The 26529-nt window shown below is 36.8% G+C and carries 30 protein-coding genes and 2 pseudogenes; 3 read left to right on the top strand and 29 right to left on the bottom strand.

Features of this window, described 5'->3' with window-relative positions; all coding sequences use genetic code 11:
- Positions 1 to 27: 27 nt before the first annotated feature.
- The 15 genes from accC to BAZO_RS14960 form a co-directional block, all read right to left on the bottom strand.
- Complete coding sequence (accC, locus tag BAZO_RS15030; protein ID WP_003332482.1) at positions 28 to 1389, bottom strand: acetyl-CoA carboxylase biotin carboxylase subunit; 1362 nt, start codon at positions 1387 to 1389, stop codon at positions 28 to 30.
- Between the two features lie 12 nt (positions 1390 to 1401).
- Complete coding sequence (accB, locus tag BAZO_RS15025; protein ID WP_003332481.1) at positions 1402 to 1914, bottom strand: acetyl-CoA carboxylase biotin carboxyl carrier protein; 513 nt, start codon at positions 1912 to 1914, stop codon at positions 1402 to 1404.
- A gap of 351 nt (positions 1915 to 2265) precedes the next feature.
- Positions 2266 to 2835 carry a SpoIIIAH-like family protein gene (locus tag BAZO_RS15020; protein WP_003332480.1) on the bottom strand — a complete coding sequence of 190 codons (570 nt, stop codon included), beginning with the start codon at positions 2833 to 2835 and terminating at the stop codon, positions 2266 to 2268.
- A 62-nt stretch (positions 2836 to 2897) separates the two neighbouring features.
- Entirely contained in the window at positions 2898 to 3581 is a 684-nt protein-coding gene (spoIIIAG, locus tag BAZO_RS15015) for a stage III sporulation protein AG (protein WP_003332479.1), read from the bottom strand.
- Positions 3582 to 3584: 3 nt separating this feature from the next.
- A complete protein-coding gene (spoIIIAF, locus tag BAZO_RS15010; RefSeq protein WP_003332478.1) occupies positions 3585 to 4205 on the bottom strand; it encodes a stage III sporulation protein AF in 621 nt (206 codons plus the stop codon).
- 5 nt (positions 4206 to 4210) lie between these two features.
- Entirely contained in the window at positions 4211 to 5404 is a 1194-nt protein-coding gene (gene spoIIIAE, locus BAZO_RS15005; protein WP_003332477.1) for a stage III sporulation protein AE, read from the bottom strand.
- Between the two features lie 35 nt (positions 5405 to 5439).
- Complete coding sequence (gene spoIIIAD / locus BAZO_RS15000) at positions 5440 to 5829, bottom strand: stage III sporulation protein AD (protein WP_087946165.1); 390 nt, start codon at positions 5827 to 5829, stop codon at positions 5440 to 5442.
- Between the two features lie 14 nt (positions 5830 to 5843).
- A complete protein-coding gene (gene spoIIIAC, locus BAZO_RS14995) occupies positions 5844 to 6047 on the bottom strand; it encodes a stage III sporulation protein AC (RefSeq protein ID WP_003332474.1) in 204 nt (67 codons plus the stop codon).
- A 21-nt stretch (positions 6048 to 6068) separates the two neighbouring features.
- Positions 6069 to 6581: a stage III sporulation protein SpoIIIAB gene (spoIIIAB, locus tag BAZO_RS14990; RefSeq protein WP_003332473.1), complete on the bottom strand. Its 513-nt coding sequence runs from the start codon at positions 6579 to 6581 to the stop codon at positions 6069 to 6071.
- On the bottom strand, positions 6578 to 7495 hold the full coding sequence (spoIIIAA, locus tag BAZO_RS14985) for a stage III sporulation protein AA (protein WP_407697165.1): 918 nt from the start codon (positions 7493 to 7495) through the stop codon (positions 6578 to 6580). The genes spoIIIAB and spoIIIAA overlap by 4 nt, the downstream gene beginning before the upstream one ends.
- Positions 7496 to 7578: 83 nt before the next feature.
- Positions 7579 to 7875, bottom strand: a complete 297-nt coding sequence (locus tag BAZO_RS14980) for a YqhV family protein (protein ID WP_087946164.1) — start codon at positions 7873 to 7875, stop codon at positions 7579 to 7581.
- A 113-nt stretch (positions 7876 to 7988) separates the two neighbouring features.
- The gene (gene efp / locus BAZO_RS14975; protein WP_003332470.1) at positions 7989 to 8546 is read right to left on the bottom strand and encodes an elongation factor P; all 558 of its coding nucleotides are present in this window, start codon (positions 8544 to 8546) and stop codon (positions 7989 to 7991) included.
- Between the two features lie 147 nt (positions 8547 to 8693).
- Positions 8694 to 9761 (bottom strand): M24 family metallopeptidase, encoded by a 1068-nt coding sequence (locus tag BAZO_RS14970; protein ID WP_003332469.1) that lies wholly within the window; start codon positions 9759 to 9761, stop codon positions 8694 to 8696.
- Positions 9762 to 9782: 21 nt separating this feature from the next.
- Positions 9783 to 10220: a type II 3-dehydroquinate dehydratase gene (gene aroQ, locus BAZO_RS14965; protein WP_003332468.1), complete on the bottom strand. Its 438-nt coding sequence runs from the start codon at positions 10218 to 10220 to the stop codon at positions 9783 to 9785.
- A 90-nt stretch (positions 10221 to 10310) separates the two neighbouring features.
- Positions 10311 to 10823 (bottom strand): YqhR family membrane protein, encoded by a 513-nt coding sequence (locus tag BAZO_RS14960; RefSeq protein ID WP_003332467.1) that lies wholly within the window; start codon positions 10821 to 10823, stop codon positions 10311 to 10313.
- A 292-nt stretch (positions 10824 to 11115) separates the two neighbouring features.
- On the opposite strand from BAZO_RS14960, the gene BAZO_RS14955 reads away from it, so the two are divergent.
- Positions 11116 to 11523, top strand: a complete 408-nt coding sequence (locus BAZO_RS14955) for an SA1362 family protein (RefSeq protein WP_003332466.1) — start codon at positions 11116 to 11118, stop codon at positions 11521 to 11523.
- A gap of 20 nt (positions 11524 to 11543) precedes the next feature.
- Here BAZO_RS14955 and BAZO_RS14950 read toward each other — a convergent pair whose 3' ends face one another.
- From BAZO_RS14950 to BAZO_RS14930, 7 genes and pseudogenes are all read right to left on the bottom strand, one after another.
- Complete coding sequence (locus tag BAZO_RS14950) at positions 11544 to 12422, bottom strand: patatin-like phospholipase family protein (protein ID WP_003332465.1); 879 nt, start codon at positions 12420 to 12422, stop codon at positions 11544 to 11546.
- 988 nt (positions 12423 to 13410) lie between these two features.
- Positions 13411 to 15066: a hypothetical protein gene (locus BAZO_RS14945; protein ID WP_003332463.1), complete on the bottom strand. Its 1656-nt coding sequence runs from the start codon at positions 15064 to 15066 to the stop codon at positions 13411 to 13413.
- A gap of 72 nt (positions 15067 to 15138) precedes the next feature.
- Complete coding sequence (locus tag BAZO_RS14940) at positions 15139 to 16068, bottom strand: AEC family transporter (protein WP_003332462.1); 930 nt, start codon at positions 16066 to 16068, stop codon at positions 15139 to 15141.
- 34 nt (positions 16069 to 16102) lie between these two features.
- Positions 16103 to 16228 (bottom strand): hypothetical protein, encoded by a 126-nt coding sequence (locus tag BAZO_RS23230; RefSeq protein ID WP_268869826.1) that lies wholly within the window; start codon positions 16226 to 16228, stop codon positions 16103 to 16105.
- A gap of 127 nt (positions 16229 to 16355) precedes the next feature.
- Positions 16356 to 17228, bottom strand: coding sequence for a LysR family transcriptional regulator (locus BAZO_RS14935; protein ID WP_003332461.1), 873 nt, complete (start codon positions 17226 to 17228; stop codon positions 16356 to 16358).
- Positions 17229 to 17326: 98 nt separating this feature from the next.
- Positions 17327 to 17443, bottom strand: a pseudogene (locus BAZO_RS21865) (VOC family protein); the annotation flags it as partial.
- A gap of 20 nt (positions 17444 to 17463) precedes the next feature.
- Positions 17464 to 18171, bottom strand: a complete 708-nt coding sequence (locus tag BAZO_RS14930; RefSeq protein ID WP_003332460.1) for a DNA alkylation repair protein — start codon at positions 18169 to 18171, stop codon at positions 17464 to 17466.
- A gap of 127 nt (positions 18172 to 18298) precedes the next feature.
- Between BAZO_RS14930 and BAZO_RS21860 the strand changes: the two genes are divergently transcribed.
- On the top strand, positions 18299 to 18466 hold the full coding sequence (locus tag BAZO_RS21860; protein WP_003332459.1) for an aspartyl-phosphate phosphatase Spo0E family protein: 168 nt from the start codon (positions 18299 to 18301) through the stop codon (positions 18464 to 18466).
- A 230-nt stretch (positions 18467 to 18696) separates the two neighbouring features.
- Here the strand turns inward: BAZO_RS21860 and BAZO_RS14925 are convergent.
- Positions 18697 to 19593 (bottom strand): annotated as a pseudogene (locus BAZO_RS14925) (PEP/pyruvate-binding domain-containing protein); the annotation flags it as partial.
- A 348-nt stretch (positions 19594 to 19941) separates the two neighbouring features.
- On the opposite strand from BAZO_RS14925, the gene BAZO_RS14920 reads away from it, so the two are divergent.
- On the top strand, positions 19942 to 20136 hold the full coding sequence (locus BAZO_RS14920; protein ID WP_003332456.1) for a YgaP family membrane protein: 195 nt from the start codon (positions 19942 to 19944) through the stop codon (positions 20134 to 20136).
- Positions 20137 to 20373: 237 nt separating this feature from the next.
- On the opposite strand, the gene BAZO_RS14915 is transcribed toward BAZO_RS14920, so the two are convergent.
- From BAZO_RS14915 to BAZO_RS14890, 6 genes are all read right to left on the bottom strand, one after another.
- Positions 20374 to 21705: an LLM class flavin-dependent oxidoreductase gene (locus BAZO_RS14915; protein WP_003332455.1), complete on the bottom strand. Its 1332-nt coding sequence runs from the start codon at positions 21703 to 21705 to the stop codon at positions 20374 to 20376.
- Between the two features lie 107 nt (positions 21706 to 21812).
- Positions 21813 to 23144 (bottom strand): LLM class flavin-dependent oxidoreductase, encoded by a 1332-nt coding sequence (locus tag BAZO_RS14910; protein ID WP_003332454.1) that lies wholly within the window; start codon positions 23142 to 23144, stop codon positions 21813 to 21815.
- Positions 23145 to 23183: 39 nt separating this feature from the next.
- Positions 23184 to 23552, bottom strand: a complete 369-nt coding sequence (locus BAZO_RS14905) for a NifB/NifX family molybdenum-iron cluster-binding protein (RefSeq protein WP_003332453.1) — start codon at positions 23550 to 23552, stop codon at positions 23184 to 23186.
- Positions 23553 to 23690: 138 nt separating this feature from the next.
- A complete protein-coding gene (locus BAZO_RS14900) occupies positions 23691 to 24461 on the bottom strand; it encodes an ABC transporter permease (protein ID WP_003332452.1) in 771 nt (256 codons plus the stop codon).
- Positions 24462 to 24523: 62 nt separating this feature from the next.
- Positions 24524 to 25636, bottom strand: coding sequence for an ABC transporter substrate-binding protein (locus tag BAZO_RS14895; protein WP_039957630.1), 1113 nt, complete (start codon positions 25634 to 25636; stop codon positions 24524 to 24526).
- Positions 25637 to 25657: 21 nt separating this feature from the next.
- Positions 25658 to 26521 (bottom strand): ABC transporter ATP-binding protein, encoded by an 864-nt coding sequence (locus BAZO_RS14890; RefSeq protein WP_003332449.1) that lies wholly within the window; start codon positions 26519 to 26521, stop codon positions 25658 to 25660.
- Positions 26522 to 26529 lie beyond the last annotated feature (8 nt).

Below are 26529 nucleotides of genomic sequence, written 5' to 3'. Positions count from 1 at the left end.
TCCTTTCCTGTAACCTTTTCATAAGTATTACTTTTTCTCTGTTAAATCATACTTCTCAAGAAACTTTGTGTTAAAATCTGCATCCACAAATTTCTCATGATTTAATAATCGTAGATGGAAAGGAATGGTTGTGTCAATACCTTCTATCACAAATTCACTTAGAGCCCGCTTCATTCTTGCAATTGCTTCGTCACGTGTTTCCCCGTAGCAAATAAGTTTAGCCACCATTGAATCATAGAATGGCGGGATTTTATATCCTGGGTATACAGCTGAATCAATACGTACCCCGTAGCCGCCTGGAGGTAAATACATTTTTACTTCTCCTGGTGAAGGCATGAAGTTTTTATCAGGATTTTCAGCATTAATACGGCATTCAATTGCCCAGCCTTCAAACTTTACATCTTCTTGTTTAAGTGTTAATTCTTCACCATTAGCGATACGAATCATCCACTTAATTAAGTCGACTCCAGTTACCATTTCTGTTACTGGATGCTCTACCTGAATTCTTGTGTTCATTTCCATGAAGTAAAACTTCTTATTGTTATAATCATAAATAAACTCAACTGTTCCAGCACCTGAATAGTTAACAGCTTTTGCTGCTTTAACAGCCGCTTCACCCATCTCTGCTCTTGTTTTTTCATCAATAGCAGGCGATGGAGTTTCTTCAAGAAGCTTCTGCATACGGCGTTGCACTGTGCAATCACGTTCACCTAAATGGATGACATTGCCATGATTGTCTGCTAATATTTGAATTTCACAATGACGGAAATCCTCAATATATTTTTCAAGATAAATACCAGGGTTACCAAAAGCAGCTGCTGCCTCTTTTTGGGTTACATTAATCCCTTTAATAAGTTCTTCTTCATTAGTAGCAACGCGAATTCCTTTACCACCGCCGCCGGCAGTAGCTTTAATGATTACTGGATATCCTCCGATAATGTCACTGACAACCTTTTTCGCATCTTCAATTGTTTCAACAATTCCTACAGAACCTGGAACAACCGGAACGCCAGCTTTTTTCATCGTTTCCTTCGCTACGTCTTTTGTACCCATTGCGTTAATCGCTTCCGGGCTTGGACCAACCCAAATTACATTGCTGTCACGACAAAGCTCCGCAAAATCAGCATTCTCTGCTAAAAATCCATAGCCTGGGTGAATAGCGTCTGTATTAGTAAGTTTTGCTATTGTTATAAGATTTGTTTTGTTTAAATAGCTGTCTTTTGATGCAACCGGACCGATGCAATAAGCCTCATCTGCTAATTGGACATGCAGTGCTTCCTTATCACCTTCTGAATATACAGCAACTGTTTCTATGCCTAGTTCCTTACATGCACGAATAATACGAACAGCTATTTCTCCTCTATTTGCTATTAGTAGCTTTTTAATCACAAGAGCTACCTCCTATTCTGCTTTAACAAGAAATAATGGTTGACCATATTCTACTAGTTGGCCGTTTTTAACAAGAACTTCAACGATTTCGCCTTTAACCTCTGCTTCAATTTCATTAAATAATTTCATAGCTTCAACGATACAAACAACTGAATCAGCATTTACTTTGTCGCCAACTTGAACATAGTCATCTTCGTCTGGTGACGGAGCAGCATAGAATGTACCTACCATTGGTGATACAATTTTGTGTAAAGTTTCATCATTGATAGCGGCACTAACAGGCGCTTCTTCTGCTTTTGGTGCTTCAGTTTTAGGTGCCTCAACCTTTGGTGCTTCTGCTTTTACAGGTGCCGCTTGAACCTGTGGAACTACTGTAGGTGCTTGGACAACTTCAGGTACAGCTACTCCAGTTACAACACCTTTTCTTAATTTAATTTTACAACCATTTTCTTCGTAAGATAGCTCACTAACTGATGTGCTATCAAGCAATTTAATAAGCTCTCTAATTTCTTGGACTTTTAACAAAGTACTACACTCCTTCTTTACCCCTGTGGAATAAAATTTTTAATTAATAAAATATTATTAATAACAAATTTTTGTATTTAAGGAAATTGAATATTATTTTCCCCATATACAATACTATATAAATGTTTGATTTCAAATTCAACAATATATTATTAGATTCGTAATATTTTGACAGTATTTTCTGTATTACAACAAAATTTTATAACTACAAAAAGCGAACCGACTTAGATCGATTCGCTTTTTGTGTCTAGCTTCAGCGACCAGCAACTCGTAAACTACGTTCGTCGTGTTTCCTTTATCTCAGTCGATGCGCTCCAGTTTATACGTCGCTAAACGGTCGCTTCCGCTTTTCTATTTAATCGGCTGTACTTCAACAGCTACTTTTGTTGGACCAAGTTCATCGCGAACTAATCGCATAATTTCGTTTGCAGAACTTGAGTTGAGCTCCTTCGCTTTTACAATTACTTTAACTTGGTTTTCTTCTGCTTTTACAAGCGCATCAGCATAATTTTCATTCGCAAGGATCATAGTTTCTAGGATTGCTTCTTTTGCCTGGAATGTTTGTAAATTCTCCATCTTATCCAACGCTTCACTTCTCTTTTCTGCTGTTACATCGCTTGATGCAACAATCGCTTGAAGCTCTTCTTTGGCTTTAGCACGATTGTCGTCAATTTCCATTCGTAATGCTGTAAATAGGTCGTCAGAAGAAAGGCTGGAAGCTACAGTTCCATCTGCCATTTCTTCAATTGAAACCTCTACACCTTCTTCAGAAGCCTTAGTTTGATCTTTAGCCTTTTCTTCGGATGTCATTAACGCATACTCGTCTGATGGCTGTAGTGGTGAAGTAATATAAAAAACGGATAATACAACTACCAAACTAACCATTGTTAATAACCATACCGTTTGTTTTTTCAATAACATGATGAATCCCCCTTAGTTTTTTTATTGTCCAGTTCCAGCTCCCAGCGACTAGTGGACTTCGCTTAACGGGTGCTTGCACTTTTCCTCGGCAATACTGATACACGATGATTAGGTACATCTAACACCCTCGTTACAGCTTCAATTATCATTTGCTTAATTTTTAAATTTTCTGCACCTTTCGCTACAACTAAAACCCCTCTAATTTCCGGCTTTTTAGTTTTAAGGACGATTGGTGTTTCCTGTTCCCCATTTCGAATAATAACAACTTGTTCGTCACGGGACATATCTTCTACTTTTCGTTTCCCTCCTTCACGGTCCACCTCATCCGTTTGTTGGCTTTGAAAAACTGTATTTTTTTCAAGCACCTTTGTCTCGGTTGCATCCAGATTGATCATGACTGTCACGTCTTCAACACCTACAATATGCTCTAACGCCTCTTTTAACTGGTTCTCATATGTAGCCTCATAATCAGCCATTTCACCAGAACCCTCTACTTTTTTCTGACCAAAAACAGCCGCATCTTTTTCTTCTGAATTTACAGATCCTAAAACAGGAGCTGCTTTTTCATTGGAATTCCCAGATGGTAATAGATTGCTTATTAACATAAAGGCAACCCCTATCGCTAAAATGACTAGCAAGTATTTTTGATAATTTTTATCATTTGTTTTTTCATCATTTCCGTTTTCACCTGGCTTCTTAAACATTTTTTTTAACCAACTGCTGAAATCTTTATTTTTTTCAGTCATTTCTCACATCTCCCCTCCCTCCATTACTACATCTACTTTGCTTTGCTCAAGCTGCCAATTTTTAGCCAAAAATTGTTCCACTGCGGATAGATCATTTTTTTCTTTTTTTATAAAAGGTGTAGTTGTATCGATTGCGATATCTTTGACAGTCGGTATACTCTCGTTATCACCATTAGAATTTTCTTTATGAACAATTACCTTCACCGCTTTTAGATCTTCTTCACTCAATGGTCCTTCATCCTCTGAAAATTGAAGTTGGACAGCTTCTACCTTTAATCCATAGTCTTTCATTAACTCCCCCTCCACCATTGTTTTCATCTGGACAGCCATTTGTTCTAAAATATATGCACGTTGTGAGGCTTGTATTTCTTTTTTCTTGTTTTCGATTAAATTTTCTACTTCAAGTTTCTCTTCAACTGTTGGTAATCGAAAGGTTTTCAATATATCTTCAATATTTGAATTAAAAATTTTTAATACTGGATTTAAAATAATTACAATTAATAAAAGACCAATAACCATTTTTGCATAGCGCTGAAGGCTTGAATTCGGCATTAATAAGTCAATAATGATTGCAAGTAATACAAATAAGACAATGTTACTGACCCATGTTGTTAAAAACTGCATTTATGTCACCTCATCATCATTGAAATATTGCCGGCTGACACAATGATCGTAATCGCTAAAAAAAACATAATTGACACGATAGCTAAAGCAGCAAACACATAAATTACGCTTTTGCTCATGATATCGAGGCATTGAATGATCGGACCGCCTCCTAAAGGTTGCAGGAGGGCTGCAGCCACCTTATAAATAAACGCGAGTATTAAAACCTTAATGGCTGGAAAGACGGCCAGTATGAGGATAATAGCGACCCCTACTAAACCAATTGTATTTTTCAATAACACAGATGCGCTTAATACCGTATCCGCTGCATCAGTAAGCGTCCGTCCAAACACAGGTACCACATTATTTGTAACAAATTTAGCTGTACGAATTGTGAGACCGTCTGAAACAGAGACAGCTGCCCCCTGAACGGAAATAACACCCAAAAATATCGTTAAAAAAGTACCTAATAGCCAGATTGCTATATTTCTCATCAATCCAGCTAATTGTGTGACTTTATAATGATCAGTTAAAGTACTAACAATACTGAGTACTGCTGACAGAAACAAAAGAGGCAAGGTAATATTTTTGATAATCAACCCACTAGTATTCACTAAAAAAATAATGATCGGATGAAAGAATGCGACAGATGCCAAACTGCCTAGTGAGGCAATTAACCCTAAAAGTAGCGGGATTAAGGCAATCATAAAATTCGTCATATTTTGAATCGCTGTTTCCGCGTACGATATAGCGACATGAAAGCTATTCAAGGCTAAAATAATTAACACCATATAAACAATCGCATTAGCGATCTTACTGACAGCTTGATGCTCAAACGCATTTTGAATCGATTGCAGGACAAGACTAAAAATGGTCAGCATGATAAGGGTGCCAAGAAGTTTTCCATTCGCCAGAAATTCATGTAGAATAAATTTAATTAGACCATTTACCCATTCCTGCGCAGAAAACTGCTTGTCCCCTTTCACAAAATCCATAAACGTTCCTTTTTGACTCTCCGGCAAAAAACCACCGTATTCATGGCTAATATCGTCCCAAAACCGTTTCACCCCGTCGATTCCAAGCTTCTCAAGTTCACTATCAATAAAGCTTTGGGTTGTATCATTTGGGGTAGCTTGTACAATAAGAGGTGAAAGTAAAATAAATAAAAATATTGCCGCTACTAATAGAAAAACCAAATTTTTTGTCTTTTTTTGTGTCAAGAGCAACTTTTTCACCGTCTTTCTACATCAATGTTTTAGGAAGGAATCAATGAAATCACTGTTTCGATAATGACTGTTAAGATCGGTATGGCCATAATAAGAATCAAAATTTTGCCGGCCATCTCTATTTTCGAGGCAATTGCACCTTGTCCGGCATCCTTCGTTATTTGCGACCCAAATTCGGCAATGTAGGCAATTCCGATGATTTTCAGAATCGTTTCAACATACATCATATTGACATTCGCTGTAACGGCGATTCTTTCAAGCATATGAATAATTTCATAGATCTGATCAACCAGAAAAAGAAAGATAATGATACTGACGAAGATGACCAACATAGATGCAAATACCGGTTTTTGTTCTTTGATAATTAACGCTAAAAATGTTGCAATTAGTGCCACACCAACTATTTGTAATATTTCGATGTTGGCCCCCTCCCCTACTGAAAAAGAAAAACTCCTTTAATCTTTATAAACAAATCTTGCAGCTTCGTAATGACTAAAAATAAGATATAAATAAAAGCAATTAATGTTACCCAATGTGCAAAATCCTCTTTACCCATTTGTTTAAAAATTGTATGAAGAAAAGCCGTTATGATCCCTATCCCTGCTACATGAAAAATGATACTCGGATTGAACTCCATCAAATTCTCCTCCTAAAACGACTACATCAATAAAATGACAATTAATAATCCGGTTAAAAACCCAAGGTTCTTAACCATTTTTTCGTATCGACCTTGTTTCTCTACTGCATCATTTTCTTCACGTTCAAGATGTATTAATGTTAATCGAATATGCTTTTGTTGGTGCTCACGATCATGCTGCCCTAACGTTTCCCCAAATTGTCGCAATACCTCATATTCACCTTGTCCAAAAGCCGTCTTGTTCCATATCGAATCTAGGCTTTCTTTCCAGGCAGAGCTTACGAAAGTTTCTCCTTCTGAAAGCCGCCTTGCAAATCTGGAAAAAAATACAGATAAAGGCTTTTCGAATTGTTTTGAGATATGATTGCATGCCTCACTTAATGAAGAATGTCCATACATGATCTCAGCTTCCAATGATTGTAGAGCGACCTTAAGCTGCCTTAATTGTCTTGGTCGTTCACTTAATTTTTTGGCCGCTTCAAACCCAAACCAAGTAGTTGCAACGATAATTAAAATGGCGCCGATTAGTTTCAACTGCGACTCACTCTCGTTTCTTTATGGAAAATGACCTCGTCATTATTTTTTCGGATCGTGTTAATAGTTCCTGGTCCATATTTTCTTGAAAGCTCCACAAATCTATCAAACACCTGCAGTTCCATTAGTGGTTTAATCGATGGCCGCTTATATAAGTCTTCCATACTAGAGCCATGAACGGATATAAAGAGAGCAACACCAGCATTTACGGCCTCTAAAATGGCTTCTGTATCTTCCATTCTTCCAATTTCATCCACAACAAGGATATCCGGGCTCATCGATCGTATTAACATCATCATTCCTTCCGCCTTAGGACATGCATCCAAGACGTCAATTCGCGGTCCAAATTGATGCTGTGGAATCCCTTTCACACAGCCGGCAATTTCTGACCGTTCATCAACAATCCCGACCTTAAAAGATGGTATATTGCTGTCATAGCTCCCGGTGCTCATCATTCTAGCCATATCTCGTAATAATGTTGTTTTTCCTGTTTGGGGCGGCCCATATATGATTGTGTTCAGCCATCTGCCACGATATAAATAAGGAGTAAGAGGATCAGCGATCCCAACCTTTTCTTTCGCGATCCTTATATTATAGGAAGTGATATCTTTAATCGCTTTGACTTGGCCTTTTTCAGTTATCACTTTCCCCGCCAACCCAACACGATGACCACCGCGGATCGTTATAAATCCCCGCTTAAGTTCTTCCTCTAATGTATAGATAGAATAGTCACTTAGTTTATTTAATAGAGTAAGACCATCCTGTTTCGTTACAATATATCCATTTGGATAAAAAGGCTCCCCATCAATTACAAGCTCAAGCGGTCGTTCAAGTCTGATTCGAATTTCCTCGATTCTATTTTGAACAGACCCGGAATACTGGCATATTCGTTCCACAATTGTAGTTGGCAGCATTTCAAAAATTACCTCATTCACCAGTGTTCCTCCTCACATAACCTTTTACTGACAATTTATGCATGTCCACCCGCGTTTTATGACTATTTATAAATTCCAAATAGAATTAATCCAACACCTAATCCAATAAAGAGTAGTTTTGAAAAAGATATTTCATCGGCTAAATTGATTAGACCTATGCTCATCGTGAGAATGAGAACAGTAGGACCAACAATGGCCAAAACGGCATTTACTGCCATCGCTTTTCTAACATCATTGAATATTAGCATTAGGATTGCTGCTGATACTTCTATTAATCCAGATATTAATCGTAACCCAGCCATTGACATTACTGCTGTGTCAAGGAGTGCAAACCAGCGTCTCAAAAATGTTCCCCCCATTTGTTTGTCCGTCTGCTAAATATTATGATAAGTATGGAAAAATAGACCCAAACAAAAAAAACAGAGGAAAATTTTTCTCCTCTGTTTGACGCAGTTTAAATTTTATTAATGAATTATGCTCTTGATACATACTTGCCGTCAGCAGTATTGATGATCAACATGTCACCTTCGTTAACGAATAATGGAACTTGTGTTACTAAACCAGTTTCTAATGTTGCTGACTTCGTTACGTTAGAAGCTGTGTCTCCTTTAATGCCAGGTTCCGTTTCAGTAACCTTTAATTCAACAGTATTTGGAAGCTCTACCCCAAGTGTTTCTCCTTGGAATGTCATGATATGAACTTCCATATTTTCTTTTAAGAATTTAAGTTCATGCTCAATTTGAGATGCGTTTAACTCTAATTGCTCATAGCTTTCATTATCCATAAATGTATGAACATCGCCACTTGCATATAGATATTGCATTCTGCGATTTTCAATACGAGCTTTAGCTACTTTTTCGCCAGCACGGAACGTCTTTTCTTGAACAGCACCTGTACGAAGATTTCTTAATTTAGAACGAACGAAAGCCGCTCCTTTACCAGGCTTTACGTGTTGGAATTCAATAACCTGCCAAATTCCACCGTCAACTTCAATTGTTAAACCAGTTCTAAAATCGTTTACTGAGACCATTAATGAATCCTCCTAAAGATAAAATGAGTATAGTGGTATAAAATATGATAAATGCATATTTATTAGAAAGACATGACTTTCCGCCCGCAATGGCGGAAGTCGATGTCCTTTCTTATACTGATATCCAACAAAAGTTATACGTTCTTATCAGTATAAAAGTAATAATTCCTTTGGTGAATGAGTTAAAGCAATATTCCCGTCCTTCGTAATGACAATGTCATCTTCGATGCGCACTCCGCCTACTCCTTCGAGATAAATGCCAGGCTCCACTGTCACGACCATTCCAGGCTCTAATATTGTATCAGATTTGACTGACAAGGCAGGTCCTTCATGGATATCAAGACCTATTCCGTGACCCGTTGAATGTCCAAAATAGTCGCCGTACCCTTTAGCTGAAATATAATCCCTTGTTAACGCATCCGCCTGTTTACCGGTCATACCAGCCTTTATTCCATTCATTCCAAGTAGCTGTGCTTGCAAGACGATATCATATATCGTTTTTAATTGGTCATTCTTAATGTCCCCAATTCCAACAGTCCTTGTAATATCAGAACAGTATCCTTTATAATAAGCACCGAAATCAAGTGTAACCAGCTCTCCAGCCTTAATAACTTTATCAGATGCTACACCGTGCGGCAATGCGGATCGAAAGCCCGAAGCTACAATCGTATTAAACGAGGATGATGTTGCCCCTTTTTTTCTCATAAAAAACTCAAGCTCATTTGAGATTTCAAGTTCATTTACACCCGGTTTAATCACTTTAATTATATGTTCAAAGGCCTGGTCGGCTACGCTTGCGGCTTCTTTTAAAATTTGCAGTTCTTCATCCGTTTTTATTAAACGAAGCTTTTCGATCACTCCTGAAATGGGGACCATGTTGGCGGACACTGCATTTTCATAAATTTTGAAGGTACCAAAAGTCATTTCATCTTGTTCAAAACCTAAATGTTGAATTCCTAATTCCTTAACAAGCCTCGCAACTTCTTCATGGACTGGGCCTTTATGTTGAACAATCTCGTAGTTTTGAACTTGATTTTTCGCTTGTTCAACGTAGCGAAAATCAGTAATGAAGACAGCCTTCGTTGGTGAGATTATAACAATACCAGCAGATCCGGTAAAACCAGTCATATACCTGCGATTTTTACTATTTGTAACTAGAAGTCCATCAATGCCTAGCTCATTGAACTTATCTCTGACTTTTTTAAGACGATCCATTCTCTTTAATCATCCCTTCATCTATAAAGATAATCGTTCCTTAAAAGCAATCACAGCCAGCTTATATCCTGTTATTCCGAGGCCGACAATTTGACCTTCGCAAACAGGCGCTAATACTGAGGTATGTCTAAATTCTTCACGCTTATGTACATTAGAGATATGGACTTCGATCACTGGTACATCAACACTGGCAATTGCATCGCGAATAGCATAGCTATAATGAGTAAAAGCTCCAGGGTTAAAAATAATACCTGCGTATTTCATTCGAGAATCATGAATGGCATCGATTATTTGTCCTTCATGGTTAGATTGGAAAGTAGATAATTCCATTCCGTTCTCATTTGCAAACTTGGTAATTTGGTCCTCAACATCCTTTAAAGTTGTATTTCCATAAATACCAGGTTCACGTGTCCCTAATAAATTTAAATTAGGTCCATTTATGAGGAGTAACTTAGACATGATAAAACCCCTTTACCATAAATTATAAATAGAGCGTGTTTTTTACAGCCATTCTATTTTACCATAGCCACTCCTCATTTGAATAGAAGATTATGCCTGTTTCATTTGTTCGGCATCATAGGAAATCGAATAACCGACAAATACACCATAAAGAATGTACAAACAAATCGTTGTAATAATCGTATTTTTGCTAAATTCCCTTACCGATTCTAAATTCGGGAAAATCGGGTTTAATATATAAAAGACAATAGCCCAAAGAGCGATTCCGAATAAAATCCCTGGCCAAATCTTTTGAATATTTTTTAAAAACACATTATAAATAAGAGCAACACCAACTGAAAGTAGACCAATTATGATAATTCCAATCCACTCTCCAATAGTTTCATTTTTCCAATCGCCGACCGCCCATGGTTGTAATATGAGGGAGGGACCAAGTTCTGTAAAATTAAAGAAATGGGCGATATAACCAATTAGGCTCCAAAACACGCCTCCAAAAAATCCAATAATCATGACCTTTGCTATATGTGATAGTGGTTCGTCTTTCTTGTTCTGTTCATAATTCGGATTATTTTTTTCAGTATTTTTGTCTTTACTATCTGTCATATTTACCAGCACCTCCATTATTCATTATGTCCGAATTATTCTTAAGTCATGTCGAAAGTTTTGTGCGTGTTAATAATTCCCAAAATGGACATACTATTTATAGCATTAATATAGAGGTTTCAGTATTTTTCTTGTAGAATATATATAGAGAAAGAATTATCTAAAGAACTGACAAAAAACCGAGTTGAAGTTTCAATAGCATTTTTTAAGAGAATGCTTGAATATGATAAAGCAATAGCACAATCTAAAGTTGCTGAATTTTTGATTAATAAACTATAGGGAGGTGAACCTCTTGTTTAAGCGATCTACCATTCATCCGATTGTACTTGTCATTATTGGTTTGGCGGGAATTGGATTATTGTATCGGTTAATTGCAAATCCTTTGGGCTTATTTAAGGAAATATTTATTGCTGTCGTAATTGTTGGGATTATTTTTGCCGTTTATAAATATGTAATGCAAAAACGTGTAGGTGGAAATAGTCAAGCAAATGCAAAGTATCGAAAAGCAGCCCAACAATCTAAAAAACGCTTGTACAGCGAAACATCGAACCATTTAACAAGTAAAGTAAGAGGATCATCACAAAAACACCCAAATAGTAAGAAACCGATGCGCACTTTGCATACCGCGAGAAGAAAAGATCACAATTTTACAGTAATTGAAGGCAATAAAGGCAAGAAAAAGAATCGAGCACATTTTTGATGCTTGATTCTTTTTTCGATTTAACTCTTCAATTTCTTTATAAATTCTTCAGCCCTTTGTTTACCCATTGCAACAAGTTCTTTTTTAATTTTTTCTGAAAGATGAAAATCAGTCGTCTTTACTGATTCGATCGGGATAAAAATGATTTGGTTGGCAACATTTTTTGAAATATATCTTGAATCATGGGCATGGAGCATTGTTTCAATTAATGCAGGGAACATATCGAAGGCATTATTGATAATATTAGGTGGAATGTTTTCCAATCTTGGACTTAAGCGAAATCCAACAACCGGTCGTTCCAACGTTCCTTCAAAGAGCCAAAGAGGAAAATTGCTTAAGACGGCACCATCAACAACAACGGATTTAATTCCCAGGCTATTGTACACCTTAATCGGTTTAAAAAAATAAGGGATACTTGTGCTCATTCTTACTGCTTTAGCAATTGAAAATGAATTTTTGTTTATTCCATAGTGCTGTAAATCATCTGGTAAAACCATAATTCTTCCTCTTGTAAGATCCGATGCAATGATTTTAAGCGAACCATCTTCAATATCAGCAAAAGTTTCAATCCCTTTATCCTTTAATAATTTTTCCATCCACTTTTGAAGTGCATCGCCCTTGTACATCCCCATCCCCCAATAAAAACTCGCCCATTTTAAAAATGGTATCGGCAGTCTCGAGTTGGGTCGGTCTAAAAACTTTTTAAAATTTACCTCTGTTAAAATTTGATTGATTTCATCCGCTTTATACCCAGCTATTAATAAAGCGCTAATGATTGCACCAGCACTTGTTCCGGCAATTTTTTTAAAGACGAAGCCCTCTCGTTCCATCACTTCGAGCGCACCGACAAACGCAATGGCCTTCATACCTCCACCAGAAAAGACGCCATCTATCTCCATATACGTCCTCCTTTGGTTATGACTTTGAGTTGGGAGTTGCATCGTTAATTAAATCCTAAGCAGAGGGGGATGAAAATAGAACAAAAATCAAAACTTTGGAACCAAAGAAAAAAGAGTTCGATTCATAATCGAACTCTTTTTTCTTGACATTGCAGGTGACCCAACCATTCTTCATCCTAATCAAAAATGCTTACCTTTCAGTTCACATTTTCAACCCCGGATGGGTTTGTAAACACTTCTGATATCATTTTCAAATTACAGTCTCTCAAGCGAAACTGCCAATGGAAGTGTTTTTTTAGGATGTTTTCATTAGCTCCGCGGCTATTTCATTTTCAATCTTGTAAAGATTGGGTACATCCAAAAGCTTTTAAAGCTCATATTCAATTAATTCGGTCCTGAAACTCAACTTGAGTATTCACTTACTCATTTCCATTTACTCCTAAGTAATTTGAATTGTCATCCCCCAAGTATTTTACTTTGTTCAATAGGTTACTTTTCTTAACGATTGCTTTTGTTCATTAATCCGGGTTTTGATTTTAGTTCTTCCTCCTTTCGGTTGAAGCTCTGATCAATTTCCTTCTTTTTGAACTGCCTTCGTTAATTTCGGTTTCCTATTTTACTAAGTATCCTACTGTTTGATGATTCTTCTACTTACTTTTGAAGTTTGTGGATCTTTTCTGTGTTCTCCTATCATTTCAGGGTATTACTTGGTAAATCAGAAAGTTTCTGGTGGATTCACCTACTTTCCTTTTTCCAACAGTAATTCCGAATACTACCTAGTTAACGGAACTAACTAGGATGGTTGAGCCACCTTCAATGTCAATTGGGTTAATAGTTTGTTTTTGTTTGTTTCTTCCTTACATCTATAATATACCATGTTCCTCACCTGTTTAATCAGGGTAATTGTGTCAAATTTTGGAACGTTTTGGATATTATAGATCAGCCTCTAAGAAGTTCTTTTGTCTTCCTAGAGGCTTTCTTAAGTTAGCTATAAATCTTGGATTTCCAAACTGGTTACTGGTAAGAAGATCTCCCCTGTTTCCAAATAGTTGACAATCACCGAATCGCCTTCTTTTAAATAAATAGATAAAGGACTTGTCTCCGATGTGACAATAAAGTTTTTACCGTTATTTAGTAAAAATGATACGACGGTTAAAGATTCGGTCCGTTCTTTATATACTCTAATAACCGATCCCGCCGTTTGTAGTTGGTTTGCCTTAGAACTTCCATTAACACTACTGCCACCGCGCTGCAAGGCGATTTTATATTGCTTTAAAGCAGCATTCGGGGTACCAGCATAGGCCGATATTTCCGGATTTGCCGCAGAAACAATGAAATAATTTTGCAGAAAACCATTCGTATCCAGTACAGGTGTTAACCAGCTGGCTTCACCATAAAAATTATATAAAATAGGCATTTCGCCCATCCATTCTTTTTCAATAAATTTCTTTTCAATAATCTGTAGGGCTCCCAAGGAATCCATATAGGAATTTTTTTGACTACCTGTATAAAAAGTAGCTTTCCCTGTTCGAGCATTCGTTAGCGAATACCCGAGCATAGAATCCACGTCCTCTTTAGGGCTTGTAAAATCTGTGAAATAATACATAACTCCATTTTCATCAAACACTGGACTTACCTCATCCTCTGTCCCTTCATTAGATGGAAACTTCACATCCTGCTTTCCAAACATACTATTCCAAAATCCGTGAACATATTTACCGTAATAGCTATTTCGCAAACTTACACTTTCCGGTGATACCGCCCCATCAATGAAATCCGGAACCTCAGGTAAAGGAACTTCCTTTGTCTCGCCATTTGTTGGGTCAACCATAATAATTCCCATTGGCGAAAAACCGTTTCGCACTGATATAAAATTCCCATACGTCTGGATGTAGAACGGCTTTCCGTCTTCATCCACCTCAAGTTGTGCTTGACCATAGAAAATATGCCGCGGATATTTCAACCATATATGGCGGTGGACATCTTTATTATAAAAAGACGATGGGGTATACGTCATTGGACTTTCGATGAAGACCGGATTGGCAGCAGAGTCTGTTGCACTTAATCTAAAGTACCCAGGTGTTTCTTTCCCCTTTATCCATTTAAACAAGCCCGAAAATTCAACAGGTGCAATGTATACATAATCACCATTCACCTTTTGAATTTGAAGATCTCCCAATTGGTAATAACTCGTATTAGGAACTTGACCAAACGACTTTTGCATTTTATTTCGTGCATATTGCGGTGGCACACTTGCAGGTGTTTTCGTTTCATCAAAAGCACTAATTTCTGTTTCCACATCCATGTTGGCTTGTTCATATTTTTCTTCTGCATTGAAAAAAGGAGCTGCCAAAATGAACACTCCTATTATTACACTTACAGCAAACAAACCGGATTTTAGCATGCTTTCTGCTCCACTTACTATGTACGCACTAATGAATGTAACCATAATGAATAATGGCCATAACGAAGAAAAATTACGATCATGTAAAGTGACATAATAAAACAGGAAAACACAAGGTAAAAGTATTGCAAATGCAGCGAGAAATATCATTGATCCACTAAAATTCAAGTCTTTCCTGCTCTTGTTCACATAAGGCATGATAATGAGCGCTGAAACGACTGCCACGATGACTGAAAACATTATAAATTGAACCACTAAATCACCCTTTAACGAAAGCCTTTGAATTTATTCCTCTAAGAATAAAATTCCCTATCAGTAAAAAAATATTATTTTTGATAAATATACAACAGTAGTAACTGTGATCATGCTACATAAAGTTGTTAACAAAACAGCTTGTGCAGCATATTCAGGATGATTTCCATATTCTAAGGCAAAAAGGGAGCTATTCCTTGATGTAGGAAATGAACTTGCAATAAACAACGCCTGTGCAATTGTACCTTCTAAACCTAATATTAAAATTGTAACAAACGCAATACAAGGCGCTAATACTAACCTGCCAAGAAGACTTAATACTAATGGAGCGGATAACCTATGGAGTTTTATAAATGCACTCTGTGCTCCAAGAGTAATGAGAGCAATTACTAAAAAACCATTTGATGTATTTTCTATTGGTGTCCAAATAAATTCTGGAATTTTTATTGATGTCGCTTGAAGAAAAATTCCTAACAAAAAGGCGTAAAACACAGGATTCTTTAGGAATATCTTTATCGCTTGGGATCCTTTTCTACCAACAGATACAGTATTAAATAATCCGTAAGTATAGGTGAGGAGGTTTTGAAAAATCATTACAACAATTTGAACAGATAAACCTAACGGATTGTGCTGAAAAACAAGTTGGCTCACAGGTAGTCCAAAATTTCCGGAGTTTATTAATACAACACTATTTTTAAAGGTGGCAGATAACCCGTTCTCAAATTTATATAATTTAGAAATACCTACGCTTACACAAATCAAAAACAGAGTTTGTAAAGCAAGAAAGCTAATAATATACAAGAGTGTATTTCCACCTATTTTACTCTCATATATATTGGTAAAACAAACTGCTGGCATTAGTAAGTAATTATTTAATTTAGACAACGTTCCCATATCTAACGTGTATTTTCGATGGAGTAATGCACCGACCCCTATTAGTAAAAAAACAGGAAAAATAACTTTAATTAAAATAAGAAATAAAATCTCCATGAATTCCTCCCAGATATTTATTTTACTATAGTCCTTAAAAATCTAGTATCTGGATAAAGCCCTGATAGTCATTCTTATATTTAATCGTGAATGTCACATCAAAATTTTTTCCTTCATACGTCTTAATCATTATTTCCAGCACTCTTGATAATTCCTCCACTTTATCTCCCCCTCAGCAATTTAATTATAAGAAGCCTAGAAACTTTATTAAAATACAAATAAGCTATCGAGAGTCATTCGAAAAATGAATACACAAAAAAAGCACAGGTAATGAGCCTATGCTTTGACTAAATATCGTTTTTAAAATCCAATTTTTTAACAACTTCTACAAACTCTTTAACTACTTTTAGTTCAAGTGATTCCTGATGATATAGCATCCACGTTTTCCTAACAAGTGGTTTTCCTTTTTCATTTTGTAAATTAATATGATACAAACTTGAATGATCCTCTATGAGTACGCTAGGAAGAATCCCATACCCTAAACCATTTACTACCATTTCTTTGCATGTATCTGCTTTATCAACTTCCATCCCAATCAAGGGAGGTTCAGAAAATGTTCTAGTCCACCAATTATCGATTAATGATTTTAACGTGGGATCGGTATGATATTGTATTCTAGGCATGGACGGTAAATCCTGAAGCTCGATTTTTTCTTTTGAAGTGATACAGATGTTTTCTTCAAAAAGAAGATGCTTAGCCTCTCCCCATTGATAATCCCCTCTCACAATTCCAATGTGAACTTCACGATTATAAACATGATCAAAAACTTCACAACTCCATCCTGTTGTAACTTTATAGTTTACTTTTGGGAACTGTTCACGAAATAGTTTTAAAAGACCTGGCAACTTATGTCTCGTAATGTAATTAGAGACTCCCAATCTTAACGTCCCGCTTATCTCATCACCCATGTTTTGGACTGTTTCTTTAATTTGACGAAGACGACCAAGCATTTCATCTGCACACTTCACCAAATATTCACCCTGTGGTGTAAATTGGACTCCTTTGGCTCCTCTACTAATAATGGCTTGATCGTATTCCTTTTCTATCTGTTGGATTCTCTTCGTTAACGAGGGTTGAGAAATATATAAACTTTGCGCTGTTTTCGTAATGTTCTTTTTTTCATATAAAACTTTTAATATTTGCCAATCACGTTCATCCATACTTTTCTCACCCTTAGCTCCCTCTAATTACTTTTTTAAAATTTTTCTTGTGCTTCTTTCGTTAAATTCCACATAAAATCACCTCAAAATTTCGTCAATTAGTTCCTCTGGGCGATCTGAATAAGATTCCCACACGTATCGTCGAAGACAGCTATTGTGACTTCCCCCATTTCTGTCGGCTCCATAGTAAACTTCATACCATGTTTCCTTACTCTTATTATGCTTCAAACTGATTTTAACATCTTACATATTTCCGTTTGAAACCAAGCTTCCCTCTATCCATTTCTTTTTGAATACTTTCGGAAGCATTTAGAAAACTGCTTTTTTTCTTGTCCCGTTTGACTTCCACTGTACCTACTTCCATTGCGGTCTCGACTGCCTTTTCATGTAGCGGCAAATATGATATCCCTACGGTGTATAAAAAATTATTCATAGCGGATTTCGTCCGTTCTGGCGATTCATGAATCGTATTTTTCACAATATCAAGCATATCGGAAATCTTGCTCCCCGAAAATTCATGATCTTTTCGATTCCCTAAAAGCCAGCAATAGCAACTCCATCCTGCTGACATTCTCAGCTCATTACCGCTTGCAATCCATTTATCAGCAACGTTTTGTGCAATATCTGACTCTGATAAAGTTACTGCCACCACATAATCGGACAGCATATAAAAATACGCTGCATCCATCCAACGATCAAAATCTGATTCAGTCATCACTTTTGGGTCTGCAATAATGCCTGCAAAATACATTGCATCGTAGTTACCTGTGGCATAAAGCTCTTCAGCTAAAGTTTGATTGATTTTTATTTTCTTTGCGATTGGTTTCATAGCACCTGTTGCCACGCCAAAAAGCGGCTCGTGCGCACCATTGGATATGTATATTTTTTTAGTTCGTTCCTTACCTAGTGCTTCAAGCTCCTGCATCACTGTTTCGAAATCCATACTAATACACTTCCTTCAATCATATTGATACCTTACTAGTTTTGGTCATATTGGTCATAAAAACCATCTTCCATTTACATCCTAGAAATGGTATTTTATTAACAGTTTCTATTAAGGAGTAAAGACTATGAATACTATTAATAGTTTAGCTGAGTTGGAAAAACAAATAGATGAACTGAGAAAATCCATGATTGATATAGGTACTAAAAAAGGGTTAGCTCATTCTGATACTGTAAAAATAAGCACTGAACTTGATAAAAAATTAAATATTTACCGTAAAATGGTAAGTCATTAAGAAACATACACCGCTCTAGTAACCACTGAAGCGGTGCTACTATTAACTCTGAGTGTATTCAGCAATTACAATATTTCGATATATCCTTCAGTTCCATGCACGCGAATTCGTTGCCCATCTTTTAGATCAGCATCTTTCATGTTTAAGATGACACGTGCTCTTCTCTCTATAACTCCAGAAGAAACAGGTAGACCTACAATAGCCTCAGCTGGGAGATTTTCTCGTTTATACTCATTGGACGCCATACCTTTATTGTTACTGGGACTCAGTTCTTTTTTATCATTCGGTAACGATTTTATAAGGTCTCTCCGCTCTATTATGGTCGTAAGTGCGTCTTTTATGAGTGGATCGGACCCGCCCAGGGTATTTAATAAAATTTCTCTATTTTCGAGTGTAGACAATTGATTTGTTACATCAACAAACAACCTTCCACCAGCTTTGCGCATGGGTGCAAAAGTCATTAACAGGAAAAAAGACAATCCGAGCGGCTTCATGGGGTCAGTCATCATTTGTTGGTGGCCGACAGAAACGTAAACATGATTTTCTTGGGTCTCAGCTTCAGGGATGGGATATAAGGTCGTAATTGGCCGACTCTGGACAATATAAAATGTCTCATCAACTCCATTTTGCATGCGGTAAATTACCGCGCGATCCGTAAATAGGGAAGCCCAACATTTGCTGATATGCTGCAAGATTGCTTCTTTACCGATGATATTTAAATAGCTGTCTTGTTGACCAGCAAAAGAAGCATGTGGTAAATCTTCAGCAGTCGCACTGGAACGAACTGCATAAGCATGTTGATCACCAAGCTGGGAGAGATAATGAGTAACTGCTGTTACAACATCGGAAGGAATTTCTACTTCCATAATGGCTCGTCAAATCTTCCCGCAAATTTCACCAATTTGATCTCGATCTTCTACTTTTAGCATTGTTAGTCGATCCAACAAGTTATGATACGTTTCGTTTTGTTCGATCGCTTTTTGATATCCCGTTATTGTAATACAAAATCCTTCTGGCACTTGTATTCCTTCAATTTTTGATAATTTTCCTAAGTTTAACCCTTTTCCACCAACGAGCCAAGCTTGAGTTTTTTCTATTTCCTGAAAGCCGAGAACCAAGGAACTCATTCTACATCTCTCCTAACCATTCATGTTCTATTGATTTTAGCAGTAGTAAAGGAGAACAAAAAGTCTATTTTGACCATTTTTTAAATGCTATAATTAAATTAGGAAGAGGCCCCATTTGTTGAAAAACGAAATATTCAGATGTCTGTTAGTTAATTGTTACAAAGAAAATAACCGTTTGACCTTCTATATCATTCATTTATCCCTTTTATTATGGCTTTATCTAATAGCTAATATTATCAATGAGGAGAGAATCCACGAAAAAATTTTCAAAATTCTGTAACATCTCCCAGGCTCTTCTTAAGATGAAATAAGCTATACTATAAAAAAAGAAATGGGGTATGGGGTATTATGAAGATCAATGTTGGCAAGTCAGACCGCATCATTCGTATCATTTTAGCACTTGTGTTATTTTCATTATTCTTCTTTTTAGAAGGCAATTTAAAATACTTAGCACTTATCGGCATCATTCCACTAGTAACTGCATTTATTAAATTCTGTCCACTATATACGCTTTTTGGTATAAGTACTTGCAAAATAAAATAGAAAAATAGGCTGATGCTTTGTAGTTCTGTTCATGAAAGGAAAATGAGAAAATAAAGTAGGTTTAGCAGACGTTTAAACGTCTGCTTTTTTATTTTAAAAAATATATAGGTAGACACGACATCGAATAATTTATAATATTAGTTGTAAATCTTCACCATGTATTTTATATCTAGTTTAGTGCCTTTTCACCTTTGTATTAGCTTTCTGTAAAGGTTAAACACTGTTTTCTTACTTCCTTCACAGCTGTTGAATTGGCTTTTTAGCATATCGATTTTCTGGAATTTCTAAACCTAAGTTTCCTCTTAAAGTATCATGCTCATACTCCGTTCTATATAATCCACGTTCTTGTAGAATTGGCACCACCCTGTCTACGAATTCAGGAAGTCCCTTTGGTGTTGCAGCCCCAATGATAAATCCATCAGTAGCCTCTTCTTCAAACCATTTCTGGATGAGATCAGCTACTTTTTCGGGAGTACCAACAAATTCTCCTTTCGGTGTTGCAAAGTCAAGAGCAACTTGACGTAATGTTAAATTTTGTTCTTTAGCTTTTCTTTTAATGATGTCTGACATACCTTGATGACTATTGCTTCCTAAATCACCTGTATCTGGGAATGGTTCATCCAGTGGATATTGAGTGAAATCATGATCATCAAATGGTCTACCTAATGCATGTAGAGCTTTATCAATGGTGACAAGGTTTGCAATTTCTTGATACTTCCGGTCAGCTTCTTCTTGCGTATCGCCAATAATCGGAATAATTCCAGGCAATAGGGAAATATTGTTAGGATTTCTTCCAAACACGCGTGCTCTTCTTTTCAAATCAGCAAAGTATTCTTTCAAATCTTCAAAATTTCCATCGCCCGCAAAAATCACATCTGCATTTTTTGCAGAAAAATTTCTTCCTTCTTCTGATTTTCCTGCTTGAAAAATAACAGGTTGACCTTGTTTGGAACGGGCAATATTTAATGGACCTTTAACATGGAAAAATTCACCTTCATGGTTTAAAGTATGCAACTTCCCTTTATCAAAAAAGACCCCTGACTCTTTTTCATAAACAAAAGCATCATCTTCCCATGAATCCCATAGCCCTTTAGCTACTTCCAAGTACTCCTGTGCCATTTTATAACGTACATTGTGCGTTGGGTGAGGTTTCTGATTGTAATTGTCAGAAGTTCCCGAAAGCCATGATGTTACCACATTCCAACCGGCTCTGCCATGACTAATATGGTCAAGAGAGGCAAGTTGTCTAGCAACAGTGTAAGGCTCACTGTAACTTGTGGTAATGGTTGCCACTAACCCTATATTGTTAGTTACTGCAGCCAGAGCAGACAAAATCGTGACCGGTTCAAATCTATTCAAATAATGTGGACTAGAATTTTCATTGATTGAAACACTGTCCGCAATAAAAACAAAATCTAATTTTCCTTCTTCTGCTTTTTGAGCCTGCTTCCTATAGAATTCAAAATTGGTACTTGCATTTGGCAAGGAGTCTGGATGCCTCCAGTCTCCCCAGCCTCCTCCAACACCGTGTATCCAAGCTCCCAGTTTTAGTTTTCTTTCATTTGCCATTTTAACTCCTCCTTAATTTTTTAAATTATTTCATAATCGACAATAATTAATTATTCGCATTTGAATACTTGGTTATTAAGATCATACTATTAGCATTTCAGATAAACCTAAACCTCTACACCTTTTCGAGCATATCGATATTCTGGCTCCCGCAACCCGAGATTCTCCCTTAAAGTGGCACCTTCATATTCTTCTCTAAATAATCCTCTTTTCTGAAGCTCAGGAACAACTAATTCTACAAAATCTCTAAGGCTATCAGGGAAGTATGGAAGCATGAGGTTGAATCCGTCACAAGCTTTATTTACAAACCATTCTTCTAATTGGTCCGCGATTTGCTGTGGATTTCCAAAAATAATTCGATGTCCTCTAGATCCAGCTACATGTATTGATAATTCTCTAATCGTCATATTTTCTCTATCAGCAAGCTCGATTAATAGCTTTCGTCTACTCTGATTCATGTTTGTCTCAGGAATATCTGATGGCAATGGACCGTCCAATGGATAAGGTGATAAGTCAAAGTCCCCTAAGTACTCAGAAAGTATTTGCAATCCCACTTCCGGAGTAATTAATTTTTGAAGATCACTATATTTATTTTCAGCCTCTTCTTCTGTTCGCCCTGTGTAAATCGCTAGTCCTGGCATAATTTTTATTTCTTCTGGAGATCGGCCAAATTGACTAGCTTTTTCCTTTACCTTTTTGTAAAAGGCCTGTGCACCTTCAAGCGTTTGCTGTGCTGTAAAAATCACATCTGCTGTTTTTGCAGCTAAGCTTATTCCCTCTTCAGATGATCCAGCTTGAACGATAACAGGTCTTCCTTGTGGTGAACGGGATGAATTTAATGGACCTTCCACTGAGAAAAATTCACCTTGATGATGTAATGAGTGCAGCTTGCTTTCATCAAAGTATTGCCCTGAATCCTTATCACACAGGACTGCCCCCTCTTCCCAGCTATCCCACAAACCTTTTACCACTTCTACAAATTCCTCAGCCCTCTTGTATCGGATACTGTGATCGAGATGCTGTTTTGCATTAAAATTTCTTGCCTCCGTTTGGTAATAGGACGTAACCACATTCCACGCTGATCTTCCTCCACTTAAATGATCTAGCGATAAAAATTTTCTAGCAATGTGAAATGGCTCATTATAAGTTGTGGTCGCGGTTGCAGCCAAACCAATATGGCTGGTTACAACTGACAAAGCTCCTAATAAGGTGAGTGGTTCAAATCTGACAAGCTCTGCTGGATGCGAATGTTTGTCAAAAGATAATCCGTCACTTAAGAAAAGCATATCTAACTTTCCCTTTTCAGCTATCCTAGCAATCTCTTGAAAAAAGGCAAAGCTTTCAGCAGATTTTGCTGGGATATTCGCATGTCTCCATGAAGCGATATGATGACCTGTTCCCATTAAGAAGAGACCTAATTTCATTTTTCCTTGACCCATGTGTTTACACTCCTTCTAAATATCCAAATCAATCCTCTTTTATAGGATAAAACTAGGTGCAATCTCATTACGTGGAAGTACTCCTTTAGAATCTATCCTCTTTTGATCTACTTGTTCTTTAAACTGACTAAAAAAAAGACCTAATGGTAAATGAAAAAACTTGATTTGATCTTCAATTGCCTTTTCATATGACAATTCGCAAAAGGTTTGGGGTGGGGCTGCAAACGCAGTGGCACCTTTTTGTTCTACAAATTTTAGAGTAGACCCCCTACGCCCCTCTTCCAATGCAAGAGCAGGGTTTGGGAATTCTTGATATTCATTTGTTTCTGTATCGTAAATCCGAATTTTTTCTCCCTCTACAATTGGTACGATTTTTTCGTCCTTATCTATTACAATAGCTATGATCATATTAAATTCCCTCTTTTCTTTATATTTTTATGGTTTTATTAATTCGATGCCTTCCTTTTGTCTCAAGGTAAAATCGGGTGAGAGATGACCGATTTCTACTATATACATGCTTTTCCTCCTAGTATCTTCCGCCATTCCTCAATCCGAATCGGTCTTTAAATTTGTCCAAAATAGAATCCGTTTTTTCAATTGCTCGAATAACAATAGTGCAATCAAAATCACCGCACTATTATAAATCATTCCTGCAATCACATAATCATATTGAGCAAAATCTGAATAATATTGAATGAAATAACCCATTCCTGATTCAGCACCAAACATTTCAGCCATTGTTAAAATGAAGAAAGACAAGGTCAATGAAGTACCTGCCCCACTTAAAATATAAGGTGAAGCTGCAGGGACGATTACTTTAAATAAAAAGTCATATCCTTTAAGGCCTAAAGTCTTAGCATTATCCAGGTACTGCTTTTCGATAATTAATACTCCTTGAATTGCCCCTAAAAAGATGGGCCAAAAAGAGCCAAGAAAAATCAAAAAGATAGATGCACTTTGAAACGATGGCAATAACGCAATCGCATAAGGAATAAATAATGTTGGTGGTAGCGGACTTAGCATGTGTACATAAGGCATTAATATCTTGCGAACCGTATTATTTAACCCAAAGAATATTCCCCCACTTATTCCTAAAACTACGGATGCGACGTAAGCCGGAACCAATAGCTTCATCGAACTAACAAATCCTTGCAATAATTCTTCTCCCGATCTCGTAAAGACTCCGAAAATCTCCCCAAAGTCTGGGAATATCACAGGATTCAAAAAATTAGCTTTTGTCGTCATTAGCTGCCATCCAATGATAGCAGCTGCTCCGATTAATATCGTAATCCAATATTGCTTTGCAAATTTGAACATAAACAAATTCCCCCCCTTTGGTTAAAGATAAGCATGTTCGAGAATTTAAACAAAGATCCTACTTACGCACCTTCGTTTTCATTTTGCTTATTAAATTTATCTAATTGATCTTTAAAATACTGATCTTCTGGATACTCTTCAATCAATTCATTTAATGCCCGTTCATAAAGGTCTATATTTATATATTCGTTAATGTTAATTTCATCCGCATTTTCAATATAGCCAATTGATTTCATTTGCTCCCACATTTTCTTTACTTCGTGGCTGTTTGGATCAGATGAATAGTGGGCATGTGGTTCATTTACAATCGAATTTACTGTTTCATCATCCAATTTTAAATGTGTCTTTGCAGCCTCAACGGCTACTTTTGGATCTTCATTTTTAACTTGTTCTGCACGGATTAGTGCTTTTAAGAAACGTTTGTATGCTTCGCCTTTATCTTCTGTTAATAAATCGGTACGTGTTACCACTCGACAGCAAACATGCGTTGGATTTAAATCATTACTCCAACCAACTACAGCTAAGCCTGCCTTTTGTGCTTGTAAATATTGTGAACCAGCTGATACAGCCACATCAACTTTTCCGCTAGTAAGGGCTTGAAGCAAATCCCCCCCTGTTTTAAACTCTACAATATCAACATCCTTCTCCCAATCAATTCCCGCATCTGTTAGCGCTGTACGAAATACAATATCAGACGTAAACATGCGAATCGTTCCTATTTTTTTTCCTTTGTAATCTTCTAACGTTTTATATTTATTTTTATCTTTTTCCTGAACTAAGATTGGATGTCCACCCTCTAAATGACCTCCAATAACGGAAAAGTCTGATCCATTAGCAATAAAAGTTAACGGAGCTGCCGTACCAAATGTTAAGCCGATATCAATTTTGCCTGCCTGTAGTCCATTTAATCCATCTGCTGATGAAGCAAACCCAACCCCTTCTACCTTTAGATTTTCATCTTCAAAGAATCCTTCATGTTTTGCAATATCGAATAAAGGTGCACCTTGTGACTGTCCATATCCTACTGTTAATTCATAAGTTTTCTCTTCATTTCCCTCTGTGGAACTAGCTTTTTCAGCCTTGTTCCCTACTCCACAACCTGCTAGTACCACTGCGGCAGTTAAAGCAGCCAGGGCCTTTTTAGTTTTTACCTTGAATAAATTTTTCAATTTCATTTCCTCCCAAAAGATATTTATTTAGATTCCTTCTCCATCTAGTCCCACCTCATGCTGTTCTTCTAAGTTATCAATTAAGCCTTGGTTCATGATGTTTAGAATATGTTCTCGAAATCTAGTAAACTCTCTGCTTGCCAACATTTTTTTTCGATTTCTTGGCTTCTTAAATGGAACATCAACACTCGTTGTGTACGTACCGGCTGAGCCAACTGAAAACATTACAATTCGATCTGCTAAATAAATGGCTTCATCTGCATCGTGAGTGACAAACACAATCGTTTTCTTTTGATCACGGTTAATCTCTAATAATAAATCTTGTAAATAAATGCGAGTAAGTGGATCCAATGCTCCAAAAGGTTCATCCATCAGCATTAAGTCAGAACCAAATGCTAATGCTCGAGCAATGGCCGCCCTTTGTTTCATTCCTCCAGACATTTGACCAGGATACTTCTTAATCGAAAGACCTAATTGAACAAGTTCTAAGTACTCCCCGGCCAAATGCTGCAGTTCTTTTTTCGTTTTCTTTCCTTTAAATTTTTGTTTTAGTGCGAGAACGATGTTTTCCTTTGCCGATAACCAAGGAAATAATGAGTAATCTTGAAAAACAACCCCGCAATCAGGAGCCTTTTGTGTTGACGAAACACCATTTACGATGATATCGCCTTTTTGGGGTTGTTCTAGGCCAGCTATCAATCTTAACAATGTACTTTTTCCACAGCCACTCGGACCCATTAATACTAAGAATTCCTCTTCTTTCACATCAAGCTCAATATTTTTTAAAATTTCGACACCTTGATAACTAAAATGGATTGACTTCGCTTCAATTTTGTTCTTTACCATTTCAAATTGAAGTCTTTGCTTTTGCAACTCGATAGCCTGAGCCATTCATTTTC

The organism is Schinkia azotoformans LMG 9581 (genome assembly GCF_000307855.1).
In the GTDB taxonomy this organism is placed as follows: domain Bacteria; phylum Bacillota; class Bacilli; order Bacillales; family Bacillaceae_J; genus Schinkia; species Schinkia azotoformans.
This window is presented reverse-complemented; position numbering and strand designations above follow the sequence as displayed.